The organism is Tardiphaga sp. 839_C3_N1_4 (assembly GCF_051811045.1).
Lineage (GTDB): Bacteria > Pseudomonadota > Alphaproteobacteria > Rhizobiales > Xanthobacteraceae > Tardiphaga.
Genome location: NZ_JBPWQD010000001.1, coordinates 1679395 through 1699372, shown reverse-complemented (window position 1 = coordinate 1699372; position 19978 = coordinate 1679395). Strand labels below are relative to the sequence as shown.

Below are 19978 nucleotides of genomic sequence, written 5' to 3'. Positions count from 1 at the left end.
GGCGCAAGCCGCTTCTAATATGATCGAAAGGATCATGACCATGAACCTCACGCATATCCATGAATTCACCAAAGCGATGCAGCGTAAAGACCTCGACGCCATGTTCAGTCACATGGCCGACGACATCGTGCTGAAGACGCCGCTCGCTGCCGAGCCGTTCAGGGGCAAGGCAGCAATCCGGCCGGTGGTCACGGCGCTGCTGGGTGTCGTCGACAGCTTCGACTTTCGCGAAGTGCTACAAGGCCCCGAACACGTGTCCGCCTTCTTCGGCATCACCGTCGGTACGGAACAACTCGACGGTGTCGACTACTGGCGTCTGAACGATGCCGGTCTGATCCAGGAAATGACGGTGCTGTGGCGACCGCTGCCGGCGGCGTTAGCGGTGGAGAAGAAGCTGGCGGCAGCCGCGTAAGGCGGTGTTAGTTCTTGGGCCGCTTCGACACTTTGCCGGAGCGGCCGCGCGGCGTGGCGGTGTCGCGCAGGACCTGCCCGACGATGGCGGCGGCTTTGTCGATCTCCTGTTCGTTCCAGGCGGAAAAGCCCATGAACAATCCCTGGCTGGTCACAGGTCCGGTGAAATACATCGATAGCGGGCGGCCGGTCACGCCGAGCTCGGCAAGTCGTGCCGAAATGGCGCGGTCGTCGCGATCGAGATCGAGATGGGCGAGCAACTGCATGCCGCCGGCCGGCGGTTCGATCGTCAGGTGATCGCCGGCATGAACTTGCAGTGCCTGCAGCAGGTGATCGCGCCTGCTGCGATAGACACGCGTCATCTTGCGGATATGCGCCGCGAAGTGACCGTCGTCGATGAATTCGGCCAGCGCATCCTGCACCGGCGCCGGCACGATATGGCTGCCGTGGCGCTGCGCCTTTTCGAACAGGTCGGCAAGATCCGGCGGCACGATGGCGTAGCCGCTGCGCACATCCGAAAACATCGATTTCGAGAAGGTGCCCACATAGAACACGCGGCCATTGTCATCGAGGCCCTGCAGGGCGGCGACAGGGCGGCCGTCATAGTGGAATTCGCTGTCGTAGTCGTCCTCGACGATCGCCGCGCCGATGTCATTGGCAAATGCGAGCAATTGCTGCCGCCGGCTGACAGGCATCAGCCGTCCGGTGGGATGCTGATGCGACGGCGTCACGAAGATAAGCCGTGGGCGATCGCGGCGGCCCTTGATGGAGAGGCCGCTGCGATCCAGCGAAATGCCGCGCATGGTCGCGCCGGCCGCATTGAGCGCCGCATATGCGCCGCCATAGCCGGGGCTTTCGACCCAGGCGAGATCGCCGGCATCGAGTAGCACGCGCGCGATGAGTTCAAGCGCAGACTGCGCCGATGGCATCAGGATGATCTGTCGTGCCTCGGCCCGCACGCCGCGATAGGCGATGAGATGGCGGAGCAGGGCGTTGCGCAACGAGGCGCGATTGATGGCGGGATCGCCGGTCGATCCGCGTCGCGCCGCGCGGCGCAGGCAGCGCGCCCAGATGTCGTGGGGAAACAGCCGCGCATCTGCCAGCGCCGGAGCCAACAGCAGTGGCCGCCCTTTGTTGATGAACGGCCAATCCGACTTCTGCACGCGCTCGGCCCAGCGCGACAGGCCGAGCGGCTTCGGCGTCTTGCCGGCGATGTTGCGTCCGGTGAGCAGCGCCTTGCGCTCGGCGGCGGCGACCGTCGGGCGTCGTCCCTGCGCGACGTCGAGATAGCCTTCCATGGCCAACTGATCGATGACGGTCGAGACGGTGTTGCGCGCGAGGCCGAGCTGCAGCGCGCAGTCGCGGCTCGACGGCAGGCGATGGCCCGGCGGCAGCGCGCCGCTCAGGATCGACGCGCGGAGCTGATCGTAGAGCTGCCGCGTCAACGTTTCGCCGCTTGCGGACCCGCGCTCGATATCGATCAGCCCCGCGAGAATGTCGTCCATCAAACTGGCTCAGTCATTTTTACAGAAATGGATCTTTGATTGGGACCAGTAAAACCTAGTGTCATCGGTCTGTCGAGTGCGCCATGCACCGAAGCCGTGAGATGAAGCCATGTCTGAACATCCGCCATCGCGCCGCACGGCGCTGCTGCTGTTTGCCGTCGTCGTGACCATGTGGGGGCTGAACTGGACGCTGACGAAATTTCTGGTGCAGCACATTTCGCCGGTGTGGTCGGTGGCCATCCGTGCGATCGTTGCCACGCTCGCTCTGGCGGCCATTACGCTCGCGCGCCGGCAATTCATCGTTCCGCGGCGTGGCGACATGCCTGTGATCGTCAGTGTCGCGGTGCTGCATATGGGCCTATTCTCGGTGCTGGTTGCCTTCGGCCTGCAATTCGTCCCGGTCGGGCGCTCGATCGTGCTCGGCTACACTACGCCGCTATGGGTCGCGCCGGCCGCCTGGCTGCTGCTGCGCGAGCCCGTTCCGAGAGAACGTCTGATTGGCATCGTGCTCGGGCTTGCCGGCATCGCCGTCATGTTCAACCCGTCGGCATTCGACTGGAGCAACGGCAATGCGCTGATCGGCAGCGGGCTGCTATTGCTCGCGGCTTTGTGCTGGGCGGCGAACATCGTCTATGTCCGCGGCCACCGCTGGATCTCCGAGCCGTTTCAACTGGTGTTCTGGCAGGCGCTGCTCGCGAGCGTGTTGCTGACCACGCTGGCGCTCATGCGTGAAGGTGTCCCTGATATCGCATGGACGGGCGAACTTGCGGGAGCACTGCTGTTCGGCGGGATCTTCGGCACGGCGCTGGCGCATTGGGCGATGGTGATCATCAACCGCAGCCTGCCGGCGACTATTACATCGCTCGGTCTGCTGGCAACGCCGGTGATGGGCGTTGCGATCTCCGCGCTAGTGCTCGGCGAGGCGATCGAGCTGTCGCTGATCGCCGCCATGGCCATGATCCTGGGCGGGATTGTCATCGGAACGATGTCGCGTTCAAAGCCGGATGCTGCAATCGCCGTGCAGCCTATCCCAGCCTCTGCCCGACCATCTCGCCAATCGCCGTGAACACCGTCTCCAATTGTGGAGCCGTCGGCGTGCCGCCCTGCGTATAGGCGGCGATGACGACGGGCTGGTCCGGCTTCGGCCAGGTCACGGCGATGTCGCCGGCGGCGTCCTTGCCGTTATTGCCGGTCTTGTCGCCGATCTTCCATGTCTTCGGGAGTCCGGCGCGCAAGCGCTTGTCGCCGGTCTTGCAGTTCACCATCCAGTCGGTGAGCCGATCGCGCGATGCGGGCGTCAGCACATTGCCGGTGACGAAGCGTTTGACATTGCCGGCCATGGCGGCAGGTGTGGTTGTGTCCTGCGGATTGCCGGGACGCGAGCGGTTCAAAAGCGGTTCGTTGTGATCGAGGCGCGAGACGCTGTCGCCGGTCCTGTTCCAGAAGGCGGTGAGGGCGGCCGGACCGCCGACGCGCGCCAGCAGCATATTGGCGCAGGTGTTGTCGCTGAGTTCGACGATGGCCTTGCACATGTCGGCCACCGACAGCGCGCCCTTGGCGAGATTGTCGCGCGCGACCGGCGCATATTGCAGAAGGTCGGCGGCGGCATAGGGGATCATCTGATCGAGCTTGTCTTCACCGCGGTCGATGCGGGCGAGCACGCAGGCGGCGAGCGATGCCTTGAACGTGCTGCACATCACGAAGCGCTCATTGGCGCGCCACGCGATCTTTGCGCCCGTCTTCAGGTTTTCGGCATAGACGCCGATCCGCCCGCCGGTGTCGCGTTCATAGGCTTGCAACGCCGCCGGTGCGTCCTTTGCAGCTTCTTTGGCAAAGGCCGGCCAGGCCATGAGCGCCGGCGCAGCCGCCAGCAATGTTCGTCGATTGATCATCATGGCGTGTCATTCGCGGGCGAAGAGGGAGAATTGATGGCGAGCGATTGGATATCTGCAATTTCGCGGGGAAGGGGATTGCGCTACACTCTGATTCTGGCGCGGCCCACGCCTCCCCCCTCCAGCGGGAAAGTATCGATCATACCGGGCTCTCTGATCACCGAACCAACTGTTCGAGCATCAAGCATAAGGAGGGGTTGTGACAACGCTCGCACCAGGAGGTTCTCACAATGCGTCTTTCTGCGCCTGTTTATCAATTGAAGCGCAAGGCCAGGCTTCTATCCCGCACCGATAACATTCCGCTGCACGAGGCACTCGACCGCATCGCCGTGCGAGAAGGCTTTGCGGCCTGGAGCCTGCTCGTAGCGCGGATGTCTTCGGTGACACCCGCCGCGAAACTGTTCGAACAACTGTCTCCGGGCGATCTCGTGCTGGTCGGCGCGCGCCCGGGCCATGGCAAGACGCTGATGAGCCTGAAGCTCGCCGTGGAGGCGATGCGATCCGGCCATCGCAGCGTGTTCTTCTCGCTGGAATACGCTGAAAAGGACGTGCTGGACCGTTTCAGTGCCATCGGTGTGGAGCGGGCGCGTTTCGATACTCTGTTCGAATTCGACAATTCCGACGACATCTGCGCCGACTACGTCGCCCGGAAACTGGCGGATGCGCCGCGCGGCACGCTTGTGGTGATCGACTATCTGCAACTGCTCGATCAGAAACGCGAGAACCCGGCCTTGATGGTGCAGGTGCGCGCGCTGCAGTCATTCGCGAGGGAACGCGGGCTGATCTTCGTCTTCATCTCGCAGATCCACCGGTCTTACGACCCCTTCGTGAAGCCATATCCCGATCTGGACGATGTTCGGTTGCCGAATCCTGTCGATCTCGGCCTGTTCAGCAAGACGTGTTTTCTGAACAACGGCGACATCAGGTTTCAGGCGGCGCGTTGAAACCCACGAGCTTCTGTTGTTCCGGCGCCTATGGTGCCGGAACGCTAAGGCGCGGGGATCGCGAGCAGGCTCGAAATGCTGCTGCCGCGGATGTCGTAGACCTTGGCGAAGACGACGTCGTCGCGCTTGATCTCGGCAATCACGGGGGCCGTGAGGCCTTTGCAGTAGAACTCGCCAAGCGTCATTGCAAAGTCGGCCGACTGGCTGTCCCAGCCGATGGTGAAGTCGGGACCGAGCGCGACTTGTGCCGGACGCTGCGGGCCGCACACGGCAACCTTCCACTTGCGGCCGACCGGCGGGCTTTCCTGGCGCTCGATGATCTGCTCGCGCAGCGCGTCGGAGGCCTGCTTCAGCGCAAGGCCCCAATAGTCCAGCATGTACAGCGCATCGGCCTGGCGAACGGTGCCGGCGATGTAGTTGAAGTGGGTGTACTGATACGGATGCAGCCGGATCATCTCGGCTGTCGGCAGCATCAGGCCGAAGGAGAACACGGCGACGGCAGCCGCTTGCGCGCCGCGATGATTGACGCGCAGCCAATCCATCAGCGCCGCGAAAGCCGCGCCGCCGAGCACGGCCATCGGCGGGAGCACGAAGATGAAATGCCGGATGCCGTTATACAGCGCCGGGCGCTTCACCATGGCGATCACCAGCGGCAATGTGGCGGCAAAGGTCAGCATCAACAGGATGGTCTTGCGACGCGCCGGCACGGTGTCGCGCGACAGCGACATGATGGTCAGCGCGATGCCGCCGAAGGTGAGGCTGAGCAGCACTTCCGGAAGCTGCAGCGCGAACAGCGTCGGCAGATAGGACCACGGCATGTCCGGCACCGAGATCATCGCGCCGTCGAACATCTCCTTCCACGGCTTCTCGAAGAAGTGGGAGAAGTAGCCCAGTGCGCGCAGCGGATTGGCGGGCTCCAGGATCGACCACGGCCAGATCAGGCCCATGACGAGATAGCCGAAAGCGAGGCCCGGCAGCAGCACGTAGAGCACATGCAGCAAGCGATGCGCACTCTCGCGGACGCCGTTGGTACGCACATCCTCGATCCACAGCGGCATGAAACCGATCACTGCGTAGATCAGCGTAAGGCCGGCGAGAATGCGGCAGCCGATCGCGCAGCCGGCGCCGAGGCCGAGGATCAGGACCGTGCGCGGCGACGGGTTCGGATATTCCTGCGCAAGGCGCACCAGCCCGAGCATCAGGATGACCATCGCCACGGCGAAAGGCGCATCCTTCGGGTTCATGAACATATGGCCGTAGAAGGTCGGACACAGCGCCAGCAGCAGCAGCGCGGCGAGGCCGCCCACGGGGCCGGCGACCCGACGGCCGAGACGCCAGGTGACGCCGAGGCCGATGACGCCGACGATCGCGCCGAGCAGGCGTCGCGTCTCGAACAGCTCCAGCGGGATGATCTTGTGCAGCAGCGCGGCCGCCATATCGAAGCCGCCGCCATACATGTAGAGGTTTGCAAACGACAAAGCGCCGGTGTCGGTGAAGCCCGACCCGTACATCTTCAATAGAAGATCGGCATATTCAGCGTGGGTATAGTCGTCCCATCCGAGACCGTAGTCCCGGAACGTGAAGCTTGCGACGATGCTGACAACGACAAGCGCCAGAATGGCGAGGTCGTCACACGTCCGTTCCACCGAGCGCCTTACTGGCGTGTCGATGGCCGCAGTCGTAATCGATGACATGGCGATGGATAACCCGGTGTCCCCAATGGCTCGGCTTTAGCGCTCTTTGAGCCTCGTTTCCCCGGCATCGATATAGCGCACTTCTCTTTTGAAGTAATTGAGAATTGTGGCTGAAGTTTCTTAATGCGTTGCAACAAACAGGACAAGGTAAAAGCTTTACCGTTTAGGGATAGATCGGCGCGGGCTGTCCCAAACCTGTTGTCTCCGGTGGAAGAAAACTCTCTCAAAACCTACCACCTGGCCGATGTACAAGGGATGAACGCAAAATGCCGTTTGGCGGTGCACGCAATATGACGCTATCGTGGCACCCGTGACGAGACTCGCGAGGTGTCCGTCGAGGAGTTCGAAGACTATGAAATTGCTGCTGATTGCCGGGATCGGGGTCATTCTGGCGGGCCTTGCCGCGATCGGCTTCGGAATTCCGGTCAAGGAATTCGGCTTCGGCAACACGTTGATCCTGACCGGGACGGTCGGGGCCTGCACCGGCCTGATCATGGTCAGCATGGCGCTTGCGGTTGAGGAGTTGAAGAAGTTCCGGCCGCAGGTCGAGATCGATGAACCGGTTCCGTCGTCGCGCCGGGAACTGAGCCTGCCGCCGGTTCCGGGGGAGGACGCAGAGGAGGCGGATGACGCGCCCGCGCCGGCCCCGCTGTTCAGCCGCGACCAGCCGGCCGCGCGACCTGCCGTTCCGGAGCCTGGTGTTCCCCCGTGGCAGGACGAAGTGCTGCGCGACCGTGAGCGGCTTGCCTCCGCTGCTGCCGAAGCACCGGTGCCTGAGGAGCCGAAGCGTCGCAATCTGCTGTTCCAGTCATCGCGCCGGGAGCGGGAGAGGGCCGAAGCCGCAGCCGCTTTCGAGGCGGCCATGCCAACGCCGGAGGCGCCCGCCGAGCAGCCGAAGAGTTTCGAGGATGCCTGGCCGCAGCCGGATCGGTCGCGCTCCGACGCGATCCGCCGCGCCGCTCGTACCTCGTCCTCGCCAAGCGACAAGCTGCCGGATGCCGCGCTGATCCCGGATCGTTACGTTCCGCCGACGCCGGCTGAAGAGCCGCCGCAAGCACCGGACGTCACCGTGCTGAAATCGGGGGTCGTCGATGGCATGGCCTATTCGCTGTATTCCGACGGCTCCATCGAGGCGCAGATGCCCGAAGGCATGATGCGCTTCGCCTCGATCGACGAGTTGCGTGAGCATCTCGACAACAGGGGCTGACGCCGTTCAGCCATTTCCGTTGGCGGTCACTTTCAGCTGATCTCGACTAATCTTGCACGCAGAATGAAACCGGCGCGCTATACGTTGTTATTGCCCTTGTGGCTGTAATGCCCGCATGATTGTCAAGTAAAGTGCGGCTCCAATCCTTGAAAGACGACGGACCATGAACGACATCGCCGGCAAGAGCTTCATCGATCTCACGGCGACGATCGTGTCGGCCTATGTCGGTCACAATCCAACACCGGCGTCCGAACTGCCGGCGCTGATCGGTCAGGTTCACGCCGCCCTGGTGCGGGTGTCGAACGGCCGGCCGGAGGTCGCGGCAGAGCCGGCCAAGCCGGCCGTGTCCGTCAAGAAATCGATGACCGCCGAATATCTGATCTGTCTTGAGGATGGCAAACGCTTCAAGTCGTTGAAGCGCCATCTGCGCACGCAGTACTCGATGACGCCGGAACAGTATCGCGAGAAGTGGGGACTGCCGGCCGACTATCCGATGGTCGCGCCGAACTATGCGGTGGCGCGTTCGCAGCTCGCCAAGAAAATGGGGCTGGGCCAGCAGCGCCGCCGGCGCAAGTGACCTGACAGGTGACCCGGGCAAGCGATCTGGGCAAGTAATCCGCACAAGTAAAGCTAAGCAATAAAGTCAGGTTCCATCCGCAGGAACCAATATAGAACAAATCGGAGACGAAGAAAGTTCTACGTCTGGATGCGGGATACATCTCCCGCCACGCGCAATTGGTGTGTGACAACACAGGCAGGCGGTACGTGAACTTGGCGGGTATGACGAGAGACTTTCAAGCAGACGTTGAGGCCATCCCGCGCATCGATACCGTGCCGCGAATTCTGGAAATGATCTGTCGGACGACGGGAGTGGGCTTTGCCCGCAGGTCGTGGCCGAGGACTGCGATGAACTCTGCGCGCGCGCCGGCCGCGTATCAATCGCAGTCGCCGCCGGAAACCTGCTTTCTCAACGCCGCAGCTTCGAGCGATCGTGCGAAGGCACTGGTTCTTTTGAATAAAAGCCCACAAAGGAATAAAGTCTAAAATTCTACTTGCCGGGCCATTCAGGATGTGAGCTTATTATCCTAAATGGAGTCGCCCCGATGAAAACGTCCCGCAGCACCACCAGGCATCCCGATCACGTCGATCACCATCGCGCGCAGCATCTGTCGCTGGAAACGCGGCAGATACTCACCGAGGACGGCGTTGCCAGCGTCCTCGTCAATGACAGTGAAAGCCCGCTCGGCTGGCTGGCCCGGCGCAAGGGCCGCGATGGCCGCAGCATGATCAGCCCGCATCAGTTCATCGCCGGCGAAAAGCTGCGCGCCGATTTCACGCGCGGCAACATGGCGCCGCGCATGACGGCGAACTGGGCCGCGCCGACCGGCGGCCGACCATGCGGGGCCGGCAGCAGTCCCGGCGAGATGACGGACGTCATGGTGACGTCGCGCCAGCGCGTCAGTCAGGCGCTGGAGGCCTGCGGGCCCGAATTTTCAGGGGTTTTGATGGACGTGTGCTGTTTTCTGCGCGGCCTCGAAGACGTCGAGCGTGAACGCAACTGGCCGGCGCGCTCCGCCAAGGTCGTGTTGCAACTCGCGCTGGATCGCCTCGCGCGGCATTACGGCTTCGCCAGTGAGGTCAGGGGACAGCCATCGCAAGTGCGAACCTGGCTCGCAGATGATGCGGCGTTCGAGAGCTAGGCCATGGACTCAATCGCACGCAGCCAGATGCGGATGGATGCGAGCTTGACGGCGGCCAGGTCGTTGGCCGCGCTCACAGGCCCGCGCATCATCGTTTCCGCGACGCCAAGCGGCTTGCGTTGACGCCTGTGCGTTTTGCCGCCATATACAGCGCATGAACGAGATTCGATCAGCTGCATTGACCACCACGGCGACCGCTCACGGCGGATCGCCTTCTGGTCGCGCGCGCTAGAGACAAGCGTACTTCAACCAGAAAAGGCCCCGCCGGCGACGGACGGGGCCTTTTCTGTTTTTGATGATCCCCGTCCGCGCTTTTCCCCTCGTAAGGACACAGCAATGGACGATCTCGATCACAGAAATCTCGGCATACAACTCAAACTCTGGCACCTACAGGACGATGCGCCGGGCATGGTGTTCTGGCATCCGCGTGGCTACGCAATCTATCGGGTGCTGGAGGACTATCTCCGGCGCAAGATGCGTCAAGCCGGCTATGCCGAGGTCCAAACACCACAGCTGCTGCCAAAGGAGTTCTGGAGCCGCAGCGGCCACTGGGACAAATTCCGCGAGCACATGTTCCGGGTCGAAGACGGCGAGCAGACGATGGCACTGAAGCCGATGTCATGCCCTTGCCACGTGCAGATCTTCAACAAGGGTCTGCGCTCGTGGCGCGAGCTTCCAATCCGCTATGCCGAATTTGGCGCTTGCCACCGCAATGAGCCATCCGGTTCGCTCCACGGCATCATGCGAACGCGCGCCTTCGAGCAGGACGATGCGCATGTGTTCTGCCGCGAGCAGGACGTGGAGGACGAAGTCGCGCGCTTCATCGCTTTGCTGGGCGAGGTGTATCGCGATCTTGGTTTTCCCGACTACGAAGTGGCGCTGTCGACGCGTCCGGCGGTGCGCGCTGGCGACGACGCGACGTGGGACTGGTCGGAGGCGAAGCTCGGCGATGCCGCGCGGCAATGCGGCCTCGCGCCTCAAATCAATCCTGGCGAAGGCGCGTTCTACGGACCGAAGCTGGAATTCGCGTTGCGCGACCGGCTGGGACGATCCTGGCAGTGCGGCACGGTGCAGCTCGACAGCGTTCTCCCGCAGCGGCTCGACGCGTCCTACATCGCCGCCGACGGTAGCCGCGCGAGGCCCCTGATGATCCACCATGCTATCTTCGGATCGCTTGGCCGCATGATCGCGATCCTGCTCGAGCACCACGGCGGCGTGCTTCCTTTCTGGTTGTCGCCGGACCAGGTCGCGGTTGCGCCGATTTCGAAAGACCAGGCCGGATACGGCGCTGACGTCGTGGCGGCGTTCGAGGATGCGGGGATCCGGGCCGTTGCCTATGACGGTGCCGATACCCTCTCGCGGCGCATCGTGGCGGCGCATGACATGGCGGTGCCGGTGATGGCTATCGTCGGCGGGCGCGAGATGAGGGACGGCCGGGTGAGCCTGCGCGAGCGCGACGGCTCGCAGGCCGACGTTCCTCTCGCCGAGGCGGTGTCCCGGCTGCAGGCGAGGGCTCGGTCGGGCGCGCTTGGGGCTGAAGCCCGGTAAGCGTGCCTCAGCTGCGCTCCTATCAGTGGATCCCTGGCGGGCGTTTGGCGCAGCGCCTGCGGACGCTCGAACCTATGGGGTCACGCCCTGGTTCGCATCTGCCAGGGTCTCCGTGGCGTCCCGGCGGATGCGCTCGACCATGGCACGCAGGCCGTTGGAGCGCTGCGGCGTGAGGTGTTCCTTGAAGCCGAGCTCGTCGAACACCTTGATGGCGTCGGTGGCCAGAATATCCTCGGCCTTGCGGCCCGAATACAGCGTCAGCAGGATCGCGATCAGCCCGCGAACGATATGCGCGTCGCTGTCGCCGAGATAGCTGAGCACCGGCGTGCCGTGGTCGCGGGCGACCTGGCGCGACAGCCAGACCTGGCTCGCGCAGCCGTTGACCTTGTTGGCGGAGGAATGTTCCTCATCCGGCATCGGCGTGAGGCTGCGCCCGAGTTCGATGACGTACCGGTAGCGGTCGTCCCAGTCCTCGAGTAGCTTGAAATTATCGCGGATATCGTCAATCGTGGTCATCGGGGCCTGCAAGCAATGTCAGGCCCTATATAGGGACGAACAGCGCCGAAAGCGACCGCCGTTTGCGGTAATTATCCGCCGCAATCAGCCGTTTAGGGAGCAACGGTGGGGGGCTGCCATTCGGCGGCGAGGTCGTCCTGGGTGAGCGTGTCGGGCCGGGCCATGGCGACCGCGCCCTGATTTTCGCCTTCGCCACCGATCGATCCGGTGGTATCGGGCTTCTTCTCGGTGATGATCTGGTAGATTTTCTTCGCGCCGTCCTTGGCACGTTCGCCGATCACGGTGGCCGCATGGCCGCCGACTTCGCAGGTTGCCGGCTGGCGCTTGCAGAATTGGGCCATGTCGGACATTGCCGCACTCGCAGCCGATACCGCATCGGACGCGCCGATCTGAGGCAGCTTGTCCGACTCTGGCGTCTTGTCCCTTGGCAGCAGCACGAGCACGAGCCCGAGCCAGAATGCCATGCGAAGCAGGAAGAACATCGCGAACCCCGTTAGTCTCTTCGAACCGTTGCGATTTGTCGCAATTGGGATCGAAGTTAGCAGCAGTCGATAAATTGCAAGTATTTGCGATGCGGTTAAATCGACGAAAATTCGCTTCATTCGGTTTGGCGTAAATTTTCCATTGATGAGCGGCGCGTGGGTTTTCCGACACGATGTTGGGGATGCACACTTTCGAAACCATATGGGCGCCGCGATTGAAACGTCTCGTTCACCATCGTTGTCGAATGGAAACGCGAAAACTCCTCTTAAATCAGCACTTACACGTTAGGCATGGCGAACGCGGCGGTCACTTTAGTGTTCGCTTAATGTCGCTCTGACACGTTGGCGCAACGATAAAAGGAGGCGTTTCGGCGCGTCTGAATTTGACGATCAAGCCGAAGCGAGAGCAGTGACAGTATCGACCATCATTCGCGACTGCCTTGATGCCATGCTGCACCCTTCAGTGCGCTACGATGCGCTGACGAGTGCGCGTCATCGTGCATTCATGGCGCCGCGTTTGCTCGGCAGCCTTGCGGCCTTTGCGGCTTTTCCTGTCTATCTCGCGCTGCGCGGCGCGCCGAACGCGATTGAGGTCGCGGCTTTCGCCTGGCTGATGGCGCCGATCCTCTGCTCATATTTTCTGTCGCGTACCGGCCGCTATGAAAGCGCACAGGTGCTGTCGTCCGTCGCACTCGCCGGCCTCGTGATGATGATGGCGATCTCCACCGGTGGCATCAATTCGTTCGCGGCGATCTGGCTTGTCGTGGTGCCGATCGAGGCGGCACTCTCGGCTTCGCGCCGTATCGTCGCCTTTGCATCGGCGCTGGCGCTATCCTGCGTCGGCATTCTCATCGTGCTGACCAGCCTCGATTGGTTGCCCGTATCCGAAGCCGGTGTCGCCGGCCATGGCGTGTTCATGGCCTTCGGCGTCGCGTCCGCTACCATCTACGCTGCCGGTCTCGCCTTCGGCGCGGAGTCGCTAGCGCGCACCAGCGTCTCGCTGCTTTATGTCGAGGAAGACCGTTATCGCCTGCTGGCGCGCAATATGAGCGACGTGATCTCGCGTCATCGTCACAATGGCGCCGTGCAGTTCATTTCGCCGGCGGCTGAAGCACTGGTCGGCGCCCCGGCGCAGCGGCTGCTCGGCCATGGCCTGTTCGATCGCGTCCATGTCGCGGATCGCCCGGCCTATCTGACGGCTCTGTCTGACGCCGCGCGCGGCGGCGAAGCCCGCAGCGTCGAATTCCGCCTGCGCCGCGATGTCGTGCGCGGCAATGATCGCATGCGCCCGTCTGGCGCCGAATTCATCTGGGTTGAAATGCGTTGCCGGCCGATGGAGCAGGGCGCTGATATCTCGTCGCCCAGTGCCGATGCGGAAGTCGTTGCGGTGCTGCGCGATGTTACCGACCGCAAACTGCAGGAAGAGGCACTGGCGCAGGCCCGCATCGAAGCCGAGCGCGCCGATGCCTCCAAGACGCGCTTCCTCGCCACCATGAGCCACGAGCTGCGCACGCCGCTGAACGCCATTATCGGCTTCTCCGACATGCTGGTGCAGGAAGAGCTGATGATGCTCGATGCGACCAAGCGCAAGGAATATGCCCAGCTCATCAACGATTCCGGCCAGCACCTGCTGTCGGTGGTCAACGGCATCCTCGACATGTCGAAGCTGGAATCCGGCAATTTCGAGATTTCGCCGGAGCCCTTCGCGCCGCGTCCGACGTTGATCAATTGCTGCAATCTGTTGGCGCTGAAGGCGCGCGAGAACGGCATCGATCTCATCACCGATGCGCCGAAGGATCTGCCTGAGGTCAATGGCGATCCGCGCGCATTCCGCCAGATACTGCTCAATCTCGTGTCCAATGCCATCAAGTTCACCGAGCGCGGCGGCAGCGTCACCGTGGCAGCGGGCGTCGAAGGATCACGCTTGATGCTGCGCGTCAGCGATACCGGCGTCGGCATTGCATCGGACGATCTCGCCCGCATCGGCGATCCGTTCTTCCAGGCCGGCAAGACCTATCAGCGGCGCCATGAGGGCACCGGCCTCGGCCTGTCCATTGTGAAGAGCCTCGTCGGCATGCATGGTGGCGAGATGCAGGTGCAGAGCCGGATCGACGAAGGCACCACCATCACAATCGCGCTGCCGCTGGAGTTTACGCCGCAGGCTGAACACGTCAGCAATATCGCGATCTTGAATCCCGCGGCGCGCACCGCGCCGTCCGACCAAGCCCATCAGGTGAAGAAGAGTGCCTAAAGCCAGTTCCAAAGCGATCAAGTCCAAACGCGGCCGCGCCGTCGCCATCGTCGATGAGCCCGCGGAGCGCGGCATCGTCCTGCGCGTGCTGCTGCACAGCCCGAAGGACATGCTCGCAGGGTTGATCGCATTCGCCGCGGTCAGCGCCATCATCGCCAATGCCATTTTCCTGCAGAAGGGCCATCATCCGTCGCCGATGTTCGGTTCGAGCACCGTCGTTGCGTTTCCGGCACCGGCGCAGGTCGCCAATCCGCTGCCCAAGCCGCGTCCGCTGGATGCTGCTTCGTCGGACACCAAGCTCGATTCCCGCATGCTGGATTCCAAGCCGGTGAACAGCGCCAATGAGCCGAAGCCATCGCTCGCGGCAAAGCCCGTCGAACAGCGCGCGGCTGATCCGGTCGGCAATCTCCTGAAGGCGCCGGCACCACCGGCGTCACCGGCGACCACGGGCGCCGTGGCACGCCCGCCTGCGGCGATCCCGAATGCGACCCGCACCGATCCGCTTGGCGATCTCATCACCAATACGCGCCGTGTCGCCGCTGTTCAGCGGGCGCTCACCGAATACGGCTATGGTCAGCTCAAGCCGACCGGCAATGTCGGCTCGGACACTGCGGCTGCGATCCAGCGCTTCGAGCGCGAACGCAAGCTTCCGGTGACCGGGCAGGTGTCCGATCGCATGGTGCGCGAACTCGCCACCGTCACCGGACGCGCGATCGACTAGCGCCAGCCCTGCGGCTGGCTTATCGTCGATTCCATGAGATTGAAGTCAGCAATATGGGTGGCCGCATATTTGCGCCGCTGCCAGACCGAGGGCGTGTTCGGCGCCGTGCGCCGTCGTGGTGCGGAGGAGGCGGGCGCCGTGTTCGTGAAGGTTGCGCTGCTGGATGGCACCGCGATGCTTTACACGCCGGCGCCGCAAAGCGCCTATGACGAGAGCCGCCCTGTTGATCGCGTCTTCGCGCCGTCACCGCCTCAGCCCGTTGAAGAGCGCAAGATCGAGGAACGCCTGCAGAAGGAAATCTCGTTCGATCCCGACGTCTGGATCGTCGAGACCGAGGACAAGGCCGGACGGCATTTTCTGGAATTGGCGAAGGGGTAGCGGCAACTCTTTAGCGCCAATTGCTTTGCCACCGAAAGAGCCGTCGGGTGGTCAACTCAATGCTCGACCATTGCGGAATAAGCATCGCGATGGCCATGAAACTGCAGAACCAAAGCACCATTGGGACCGGTAGCGAGAAGCCGTCATAGGTGTGTGACTGGCGGGATATCAGCCAGAAGATAAAAAGTAGAAGCGGGGGAATTGCAATGATTCTGCTTCTGTAAGTCGGAAGCACGAAGGTTAGAAGCAGAACCCCCGGAAGAAAGACTATTGCCAGAAATATGCTGCCTATAGCGAACCAAGTTCCGCCTGCGGCATGGTCGAGGGATATCATATAGGCAATCGGGGGCCATCCGATGCCGACGCATAGGATGGTTCTGCGTGTGTTTCGAACCCATATGGGTAAAGGCAAAACGCTCATCGGGGCAGCTTGGTACAAAAGCGTATCTTTCTCGACGCCTTCACTGCTTCAATTTTAACGGCCCGACGAATTCCGCGTGATGCGCGTGACATCCTCGCCCGGCTGAACGCTCAGCCGTGCCTGCGGCGCGCTCGGCCGTGCGCGCTGGCGTTCATCGTCATAGAGTGCGGGGCGGAACTTGGCGCGGGTCGCTGCCATATGAGCGCCGCGCCAGGCGGCGACCATGATCAGTGCCGAGCGCTCGCTGAGCACGTCATACATCCGCGCGATCCGGTAGACATTGGTCACCGATGTGCCGAATTCCGGATTGAGGAACAGCAGCACGCGCTGGAAGATTTCACTCTTCATGCCGAGTGCCTTGGCGCAGCAGGCAAGCGGCTCGCCGCCGGGATCGTTGACGACTTGTTCGGCGATGCTGGCGGGGAGCATCAGGGCTTCGCTCAGCTCGCGCGCAAAGTTGTCGCGGTCTTCGGCAAAGGCGGCCATTTCGAGGATATGCATGGCGCGGGCGGCGCGCGCCTGGGGAATACGGGCTGACGACCGCAGCGGCGTTTCGGCGAGATTATGCAGGATCTGCGCGCGCTCGCTACTCGACGCGGCAAAGAACAGCGTACTGATCTCGGACGCGTCCCTGGGTGCCATGGCCATATTGGCGGCGACGCGCATCTGCGCTTCGCTCGGCTGCTTCACGGTGGGCGCGGGAGATTCCGCGGCGGAAATGGGCTGCGCGAGCGGCACCGATTGGCCGGGTTCGGTCGGGTGCAGATTGAGCCGGTTGAGGATCGCGCGCGGGGTGTTCGGATAGATCGACAGCCGCGCGCGCACCGCGGCGCGGGTTGCGTCATCGACCTGATCGATCAGGCGCGCGGTGAGTTCGACGAACTGTTTCTCTTCGTCGATCGTATGGTTCGGCGCCTGGACATAAAGATCCGTCAGCACGCGCAGCAAGGTCGGTCGCACGTCCACACCTTCGCGACGCGAGAGCGTCAGCAATCCGTCAAAGCCCGGAAACATCGGAGGTGAGGCAGGCATGGCATACGCTTACTAAGGGAACCTTGCCTCAAATTATCGCAGACGCATTAATATGTGTTTAACCATGGGCCGTTGGCCGAGGCAGATCTCATTCCGACGAGTCGCTTCAATCATGCGGCGCAAGCTGCATGCGCATCTGCTGATATCGCGCGGTGTCTGCGAGCCGTTTTCCCGACGATGCGCGGCGTTAACATGCCATTAACCATGAATGTCCTTAATGACCGTGCGTCGGCAAAACGGGCGAAGCGGCGCGGAGAGACTGGATAATGAGCACCATCATCAAGTTCCCGGCGGATGCGGCAGCGCGACGGCTGGGTGTGAATGTGGCGCCATCTCCCCGCGAAACCTCCGCGGAAATCCTGATCCTGCCGGTGATCCGAATCGAACGTCAGATCGACGACAGCAATGGTGGCAGCGGCCCGGAAGAGGGCACCGCACCGGGACGCCGCCGCAAGCGCCGCGCCCGTTCCTGACCCCGGAATTATTCTGATGTCGGCGATATCCCATCCGAACCGGATACGGCTTCGGCGCAAGACGTCGTTTCTTGTGCCGTATTTCATATTTGCGAGTTTGATCGGCAGCACGCTCGGCGGCTGCGCCGGCGGCGATTTCGGTCGTACCCGCAACAATGCGGTGACCGACGACATGCATCGCTGGATCGGTGTCGAGGCGACCGGCAGCGTCGGCCTGAAGTCGTCGGAATTCCAGCTCACCGATCTGGAGCGCCAGATGCGTGATCTCGCTTATCCGCTGATCGAGCCGCCGCATTCGCGCCCCCTGTGGAAGAGTGTGTTCGGCGACTACAAGCCGATCGCATCGCCATGGCGGCAGAACGTCACCTACGATCGCACGGCCTATGGCCGGCTGCTGATCGACGAGCCGCATCGCTCGCATACGTCGCGCTACAGCGTGCTGATGGATGACGCGCGCGACGACATCCTTCGCTTCGAAGCCTTCTATGCGACGGCTGCGAAAGTCGTCGAGCTCGATCGCAAGCGCAATGCCAGCCTGAAGCTGGTGTCGGCGCTGGAGCCGAAGGAGCGCGTCGACGCCATCGCGCGCATGGATGAGAACGCGCTGATCGTGCAGTGGGTCGAGCAATGCCTGCAGCGCCGGGTGTCGTCCTATAAGTGGGCGCTGGAACGCATGGTGATCCACGCCCCCGATGGCATGGCGTCCAGCGCCGATATGCTGATCGGCGAATTGGCGGCGCAGACTACGGCCGTGGCCGGCAGTCTCACGCCAGTGCGCCCCGGCAAGGTGCTTCAGGTCGGCGGATAGTTGGACGTGTAGGGCTGGAAGCGTAGGGCGGATTACGCTTCGCTGATCCGCGCCACGGCGTCGGACGTTTCCACTGGCTTCACCTGATCATCCGGCTTGGTCTGGCGGCCAAGAATCTGCCGCGCGCCCTTGCGCGAAAACGGCTGCACGATCTGTCCCAAAAAATCCGATGCGACGTTGCCACTGATGCCGAGCCGATCCGGCGACGCCTTGGCGGGATTGAGATAGGTGCCGAACGCATGATCCCACACCATGATGTTCTCGCAATAGTTGCTGTTGCCTTCCTTGAGCGTTTTCGAATGGTGCCAGCGATGCAGTTTTGGCGTCGCAAAGATCGGATCGAACAGCGCCGTGCGCGTCTCCACATTGCAATGGGTCAGGAGGCCGGTGATGGCCGTCACCGCGCCGACCCAGAGGAAGACCGGCAACGGCGCATCAAGCAGGTAGAGCGGCGCCTGGCTGAGCGCCATCTTGATCAGCGAGTCGATCACGTGGAAGCGTCCGGTATTCACCACCCAGAGCCGGACCACGCTGTGATGAAGCGCATGGAAGCGCCAGAAGAACAGGTTTTCATGCGCGATCCGGTGTGACCAGTAGAGGCCGAATTCGGCAATCACCAGCGCCAGCACGACCTGCGCGATCAGCGGCCACTGTGTCGGCCACAGATGCGAGGCGTGATCGTCTGCACGCGTCACGGTCGCCACCGCCATCGGCACAATCGAGGTCGCCGCGACGGCCAGTTGCGCCGCCCCCTTGGTCAGCAGCGTGTGACCGAGATCATTCAGCGTTTCGCCATCATGCTCCAGCCATTCGGCGCGATGCGGCGTCATGCGTTCGAGCAGCACAATCGTCAGCAGAAGCGCGGCATAGACGACATTGAACCAGAACAGCGGGGCATCGCTGGCGAAAGCCATACCGGCACCGAGCAGCGCCCCGAAATACAGCAGCGGCCACCAGATCAGGGACAGGAGATAGGTGACGGCCGTATGGGACGGCTCTTGGTCGTGTTGCATGGAGGCTCCGCATTCGCGCCGATTCGTGGGTCGGCGATGGATGCGGAGCTTCGCTGCGGGAGATTGCAGGCAGATTACGCCAGAGGGGTCCCTAGACGTTTTCTACGCGGGAAATGGTCGCGGCAGATCGTCCTAGTCGAATTTATAATTCAACCCCGCGCGCGCAGTATGCAGTGTGGCCTGGCTTGAGCTGTTGATGGTGAGGCCAAAACCGGGCGCCGTGTTGCTGTCCCCGGTCGTGCCGACCTTGCCCAAGTCGATATACAGATACTCTCCTTTGACCGACCAGTTGCGCGACAGCGCATATTCGAGGCCGGCGCCTGCCGCCCAGCCGACTTTGGTCTCGCTTACGGAGTTGCGGATATCATTGAAGCTGAAACCCACGGATCGAACGACGGCTTGCGAGAAATCGTGACGTCCAACCGCGAGGCCACCGGTTGCGTAGACCAGCAGGTCTTGTTGTACGGCGTAGCCCAGCCGCCCGCGGAATGTTGAAACCCATTTCACGTTGTCATGCTCGGTGAATGAGCGGTCTGCCAACGTCGCCGCCGGAGGTCGGACCAATGAACCGGTGCTTCGGCCCCCTTTGATGTCTGCGAACGAGAAGTCCGCTTCGACGCCCCACACCCAGTTGGCAGTCTGAAAATTGTAACCGGCTTGCAGGCCGCCCAGCGCACCGGATGTTTGGAGGGCAGGGCTGCCGTTGTCGATCAGCCATTGCCCACCACGGCTCCCCAGGTGGCGCCGGGGACCAGCGAAACTTTCGCATCGTTCCAGCCATATCCGGCATGGGCGCCAACATAAAACCCGGTCCAGCTCCACGGAGCCGGCGCAACGAGGGGCGCCTTGTAGTGCGGTTGAGCGAGATTGTCCGCGGTTAGCGCGGGCGTTGAAGCAGACAATACGCAGCCGATCACAGGGCCAATTTAGCAGATTTCGACATCGAGCTCTCCAGCACTTCGAGACGTGACTTCCATGCAGG

Annotated in this window: 21 protein-coding genes; 12 read left to right on the top strand and 9 right to left on the bottom strand. The window is 62.7% G+C overall.

Translation table 11 applies throughout. From position 1 onward, the window contains the following. Nucleotides 1–34: 34 nt before the first annotated feature. Entirely contained in the window at nucleotides 35–412 is a 378-nt protein-coding gene (locus AB8A38_RS08500) for a nuclear transport factor 2 family protein (protein WP_439085683.1), read from the top strand. A gap of 7 nt (nucleotides 413–419) precedes the next feature. Here AB8A38_RS08500 and AB8A38_RS08495 read toward each other — a convergent pair whose 3' ends face one another. Further along, on the bottom strand, nucleotides 420–1916 hold the full coding sequence (locus AB8A38_RS08495; RefSeq protein WP_439085682.1) for a PLP-dependent aminotransferase family protein: 1497 nt from the start codon (nucleotides 1914–1916) through the stop codon (nucleotides 420–422). A gap of 109 nt (nucleotides 1917–2025) precedes the next feature. Here AB8A38_RS08495 and AB8A38_RS08490 point away from each other — a divergent pair, with 109 nt between their 5' ends. Then, on the top strand, nucleotides 2026–2982 hold the full coding sequence (locus AB8A38_RS08490) for a DMT family transporter (protein ID WP_439085681.1): 957 nt from the start codon (nucleotides 2026–2028) through the stop codon (nucleotides 2980–2982). On the opposite strand, the gene bla is transcribed toward AB8A38_RS08490, so the two are convergent. Further along, nucleotides 2942–3811 carry a class A beta-lactamase gene (gene bla / locus AB8A38_RS08485; RefSeq protein WP_439085680.1) on the bottom strand — a complete coding sequence of 290 codons (870 nt, stop codon included), beginning with the start codon at nucleotides 3809–3811 and terminating at the stop codon, nucleotides 2942–2944. The two genes, AB8A38_RS08490 and bla, sit on opposite strands and share 41 nt — an antisense overlap. A gap of 227 nt (nucleotides 3812–4038) precedes the next feature. Between bla and AB8A38_RS08480 the strand changes: the two genes are divergently transcribed. After that, on the top strand, nucleotides 4039–4752 hold the full coding sequence (locus AB8A38_RS08480; protein WP_439085679.1) for a DNA helicase: 714 nt from the start codon (nucleotides 4039–4041) through the stop codon (nucleotides 4750–4752). Nucleotides 4753–4796: 44 nt separating this feature from the next. Here the strand turns inward: AB8A38_RS08480 and AB8A38_RS08475 are convergent, their stop codons facing one another. After that, on the bottom strand, nucleotides 4797–6446 hold the full coding sequence (locus AB8A38_RS08475) for a glycosyltransferase family 39 protein (RefSeq protein ID WP_439085678.1): 1650 nt from the start codon (nucleotides 6444–6446) through the stop codon (nucleotides 4797–4799). Nucleotides 6447–6798: 352 nt separating this feature from the next. Here AB8A38_RS08475 and AB8A38_RS08470 point away from each other — a divergent pair, with 352 nt between their 5' ends. From AB8A38_RS08470 to AB8A38_RS08460, 3 genes are all read left to right on the top strand, one after another. Further along, entirely contained in the window at nucleotides 6799–7653 is an 855-nt protein-coding gene (locus AB8A38_RS08470) for a hypothetical protein (protein ID WP_439085677.1), read from the top strand. A gap of 163 nt (nucleotides 7654–7816) precedes the next feature. Beyond that, nucleotides 7817–8230, top strand: a complete 414-nt coding sequence (locus tag AB8A38_RS08465) for a MucR family transcriptional regulator (protein ID WP_315841566.1) — start codon at nucleotides 7817–7819, stop codon at nucleotides 8228–8230. 526 nt (nucleotides 8231–8756) lie between these two features. Next, a complete protein-coding gene (locus AB8A38_RS08460) occupies nucleotides 8757–9353 on the top strand; it encodes a DUF6456 domain-containing protein (protein ID WP_439085676.1) in 597 nt (198 codons plus the stop codon). Here the strand turns inward: AB8A38_RS08460 and AB8A38_RS08455 are convergent. Continuing rightward, nucleotides 9350–9532 carry a hypothetical protein gene (locus tag AB8A38_RS08455; protein ID WP_439085675.1) on the bottom strand — a complete coding sequence of 61 codons (183 nt, stop codon included), beginning with the start codon at nucleotides 9530–9532 and terminating at the stop codon, nucleotides 9350–9352. The genes AB8A38_RS08460 and AB8A38_RS08455 overlap by 4 nt on opposite strands. Nucleotides 9533–9689: 157 nt before the next feature. Here AB8A38_RS08455 and thrS point away from each other — a divergent pair, with 157 nt between their 5' ends. Beyond that, a complete protein-coding gene (gene thrS, locus AB8A38_RS08450) occupies nucleotides 9690–10901 on the top strand; it encodes a threonine--tRNA ligase (protein WP_439085674.1) in 1212 nt (403 codons plus the stop codon). 72 nt (nucleotides 10902–10973) lie between these two features. On the opposite strand, the gene AB8A38_RS08445 is transcribed toward thrS, so the two are convergent. Both AB8A38_RS08445 and AB8A38_RS08440 read right to left on the bottom strand, forming a co-directional pair. Then, nucleotides 10974–11417, bottom strand: a complete 444-nt coding sequence (locus AB8A38_RS08445) for a SufE family protein (RefSeq protein ID WP_439085673.1) — start codon at nucleotides 11415–11417, stop codon at nucleotides 10974–10976. 92 nt (nucleotides 11418–11509) lie between these two features. Then, the gene (locus tag AB8A38_RS08440; RefSeq protein ID WP_315841569.1) at nucleotides 11510–11899 is read right to left on the bottom strand and encodes a DUF5330 domain-containing protein; all 390 of its coding nucleotides are present in this window, start codon (nucleotides 11897–11899) and stop codon (nucleotides 11510–11512) included. Between the two features lie 409 nt (nucleotides 11900–12308). Between AB8A38_RS08440 and AB8A38_RS08435 the strand changes: the two genes are divergently transcribed. The 3 genes from AB8A38_RS08435 to AB8A38_RS08425 are packed head-to-tail and all read left to right on the top strand — an operon-like array spanning nucleotide 12309 to nucleotide 15249. Next, entirely contained in the window at nucleotides 12309–14150 is a 1842-nt protein-coding gene (locus tag AB8A38_RS08435) for a PAS domain-containing sensor histidine kinase (protein ID WP_439085672.1), read from the top strand. After that, the gene (locus AB8A38_RS08430; protein WP_439085671.1) at nucleotides 14143–14871 is read left to right on the top strand and encodes a peptidoglycan-binding domain-containing protein; all 729 of its coding nucleotides are present in this window, start codon (nucleotides 14143–14145) and stop codon (nucleotides 14869–14871) included. Before AB8A38_RS08435 ends, AB8A38_RS08430 begins: the two co-directional genes overlap by 8 nt. Nucleotides 14872–14904: 33 nt before the next feature. After that, nucleotides 14905–15249, top strand: a complete 345-nt coding sequence (locus AB8A38_RS08425) for a DUF1491 family protein (protein WP_439085670.1) — start codon at nucleotides 14905–14907, stop codon at nucleotides 15247–15249. Nucleotides 15250–15724: 475 nt separating this feature from the next. Here the strand turns inward: AB8A38_RS08425 and AB8A38_RS08420 are convergent, their stop codons facing one another. After that, nucleotides 15725–16702: a DUF2336 domain-containing protein gene (locus AB8A38_RS08420; protein WP_439085669.1), complete on the bottom strand. Its 978-nt coding sequence runs from the start codon at nucleotides 16700–16702 to the stop codon at nucleotides 15725–15727. A gap of 266 nt (nucleotides 16703–16968) precedes the next feature. On the opposite strand from AB8A38_RS08420, the gene AB8A38_RS08415 reads away from it, so the two are divergent. Both AB8A38_RS08415 and AB8A38_RS08410 read left to right on the top strand, forming a co-directional pair. After that, nucleotides 16969–17175 carry a hypothetical protein gene (locus AB8A38_RS08415; protein ID WP_068730489.1) on the top strand — a complete coding sequence of 69 codons (207 nt, stop codon included), beginning with the start codon at nucleotides 16969–16971 and terminating at the stop codon, nucleotides 17173–17175. A 16-nt stretch (nucleotides 17176–17191) separates the two neighbouring features. Continuing rightward, entirely contained in the window at nucleotides 17192–17983 is a 792-nt protein-coding gene (locus AB8A38_RS08410; RefSeq protein ID WP_439085668.1) for a hypothetical protein, read from the top strand. Nucleotides 17984–18015: 32 nt separating this feature from the next. Here the strand turns inward: AB8A38_RS08410 and AB8A38_RS08405 are convergent, their stop codons facing one another. Beyond that, nucleotides 18016–18996 carry a sterol desaturase family protein gene (locus AB8A38_RS08405; RefSeq protein ID WP_315841576.1) on the bottom strand — a complete coding sequence of 327 codons (981 nt, stop codon included), beginning with the start codon at nucleotides 18994–18996 and terminating at the stop codon, nucleotides 18016–18018. 132 nt (nucleotides 18997–19128) lie between these two features. Then, complete coding sequence (locus tag AB8A38_RS08400) at nucleotides 19129–19818, bottom strand: outer membrane protein (RefSeq protein WP_315841577.1); 690 nt, start codon at nucleotides 19816–19818, stop codon at nucleotides 19129–19131. Nucleotides 19819–19978 lie beyond the last annotated feature (160 nt).

Bases quoted from the DNA above. Each gene is read 5' to 3' on its own strand.
- AB8A38_RS08480 (WP_439085679.1), top strand. From the start codon at position 4,039: ATGCGTCTTTCTGCGCCTGTTTATCAATTGAAGCGCAAGGCCAGGCTT.
- AB8A38_RS08495 (WP_439085682.1), bottom strand. From the start codon at position 1,916: ATGGACGACATTCTCGCGGGGCTGATCGATATCGAGCGCGGGTCCGCA.
- AB8A38_RS08410 (WP_439085668.1), top strand. From the start codon at position 17,192: ATGTCGGCGATATCCCATCCGAACCGGATACGGCTTCGGCGCAAGACG.
- AB8A38_RS08445 (WP_439085673.1), bottom strand. From the start codon at position 11,417: ATGACCACGATTGACGATATCCGCGATAATTTCAAGCTACTCGAGGAC.
- AB8A38_RS08470 (WP_439085677.1), top strand. From the start codon at position 6,799: ATGAAATTGCTGCTGATTGCCGGGATCGGGGTCATTCTGGCGGGCCTT.
- AB8A38_RS08460 (WP_439085676.1), top strand. From the start codon at position 8,757: ATGAAAACGTCCCGCAGCACCACCAGGCATCCCGATCACGTCGATCAC.
- thrS (WP_439085674.1), top strand. From the start codon at position 9,690: ATGGACGATCTCGATCACAGAAATCTCGGCATACAACTCAAACTCTGG.
- AB8A38_RS08455 (WP_439085675.1), bottom strand. From the start codon at position 9,532: ATGCAGCTGATCGAATCTCGTTCATGCGCTGTATATGGCGGCAAAACG.
- AB8A38_RS08490 (WP_439085681.1), top strand. From the start codon at position 2,026: ATGTCTGAACATCCGCCATCGCGCCGCACGGCGCTGCTGCTGTTTGCC.
- AB8A38_RS08405 (WP_315841576.1), bottom strand. From the start codon at position 18,996: ATGCAACACGACCAAGAGCCGTCCCATACGGCCGTCACCTATCTCCTG.
- AB8A38_RS08415 (WP_068730489.1), top strand. From the start codon at position 16,969: ATGAGCACCATCATCAAGTTCCCGGCGGATGCGGCAGCGCGACGGCTG.
- AB8A38_RS08425 (WP_439085670.1), top strand. From the start codon at position 14,905: ATGAGATTGAAGTCAGCAATATGGGTGGCCGCATATTTGCGCCGCTGC.
- bla (WP_439085680.1), bottom strand. From the start codon at position 3,811: ATGATGATCAATCGACGAACATTGCTGGCGGCTGCGCCGGCGCTCATG.
- AB8A38_RS08500 (WP_439085683.1), top strand. From the start codon at position 35: ATGACCATGAACCTCACGCATATCCATGAATTCACCAAAGCGATGCAG.
- AB8A38_RS08420 (WP_439085669.1), bottom strand. From the start codon at position 16,702: ATGCCTGCCTCACCTCCGATGTTTCCGGGCTTTGACGGATTGCTGACG.
- AB8A38_RS08475 (WP_439085678.1), bottom strand. From the start codon at position 6,446: ATGTCATCGATTACGACTGCGGCCATCGACACGCCAGTAAGGCGCTCG.
- AB8A38_RS08465 (WP_315841566.1), top strand. From the start codon at position 7,817: ATGAACGACATCGCCGGCAAGAGCTTCATCGATCTCACGGCGACGATC.
- AB8A38_RS08440 (WP_315841569.1), bottom strand. From the start codon at position 11,899: ATGTTCTTCCTGCTTCGCATGGCATTCTGGCTCGGGCTCGTGCTCGTG.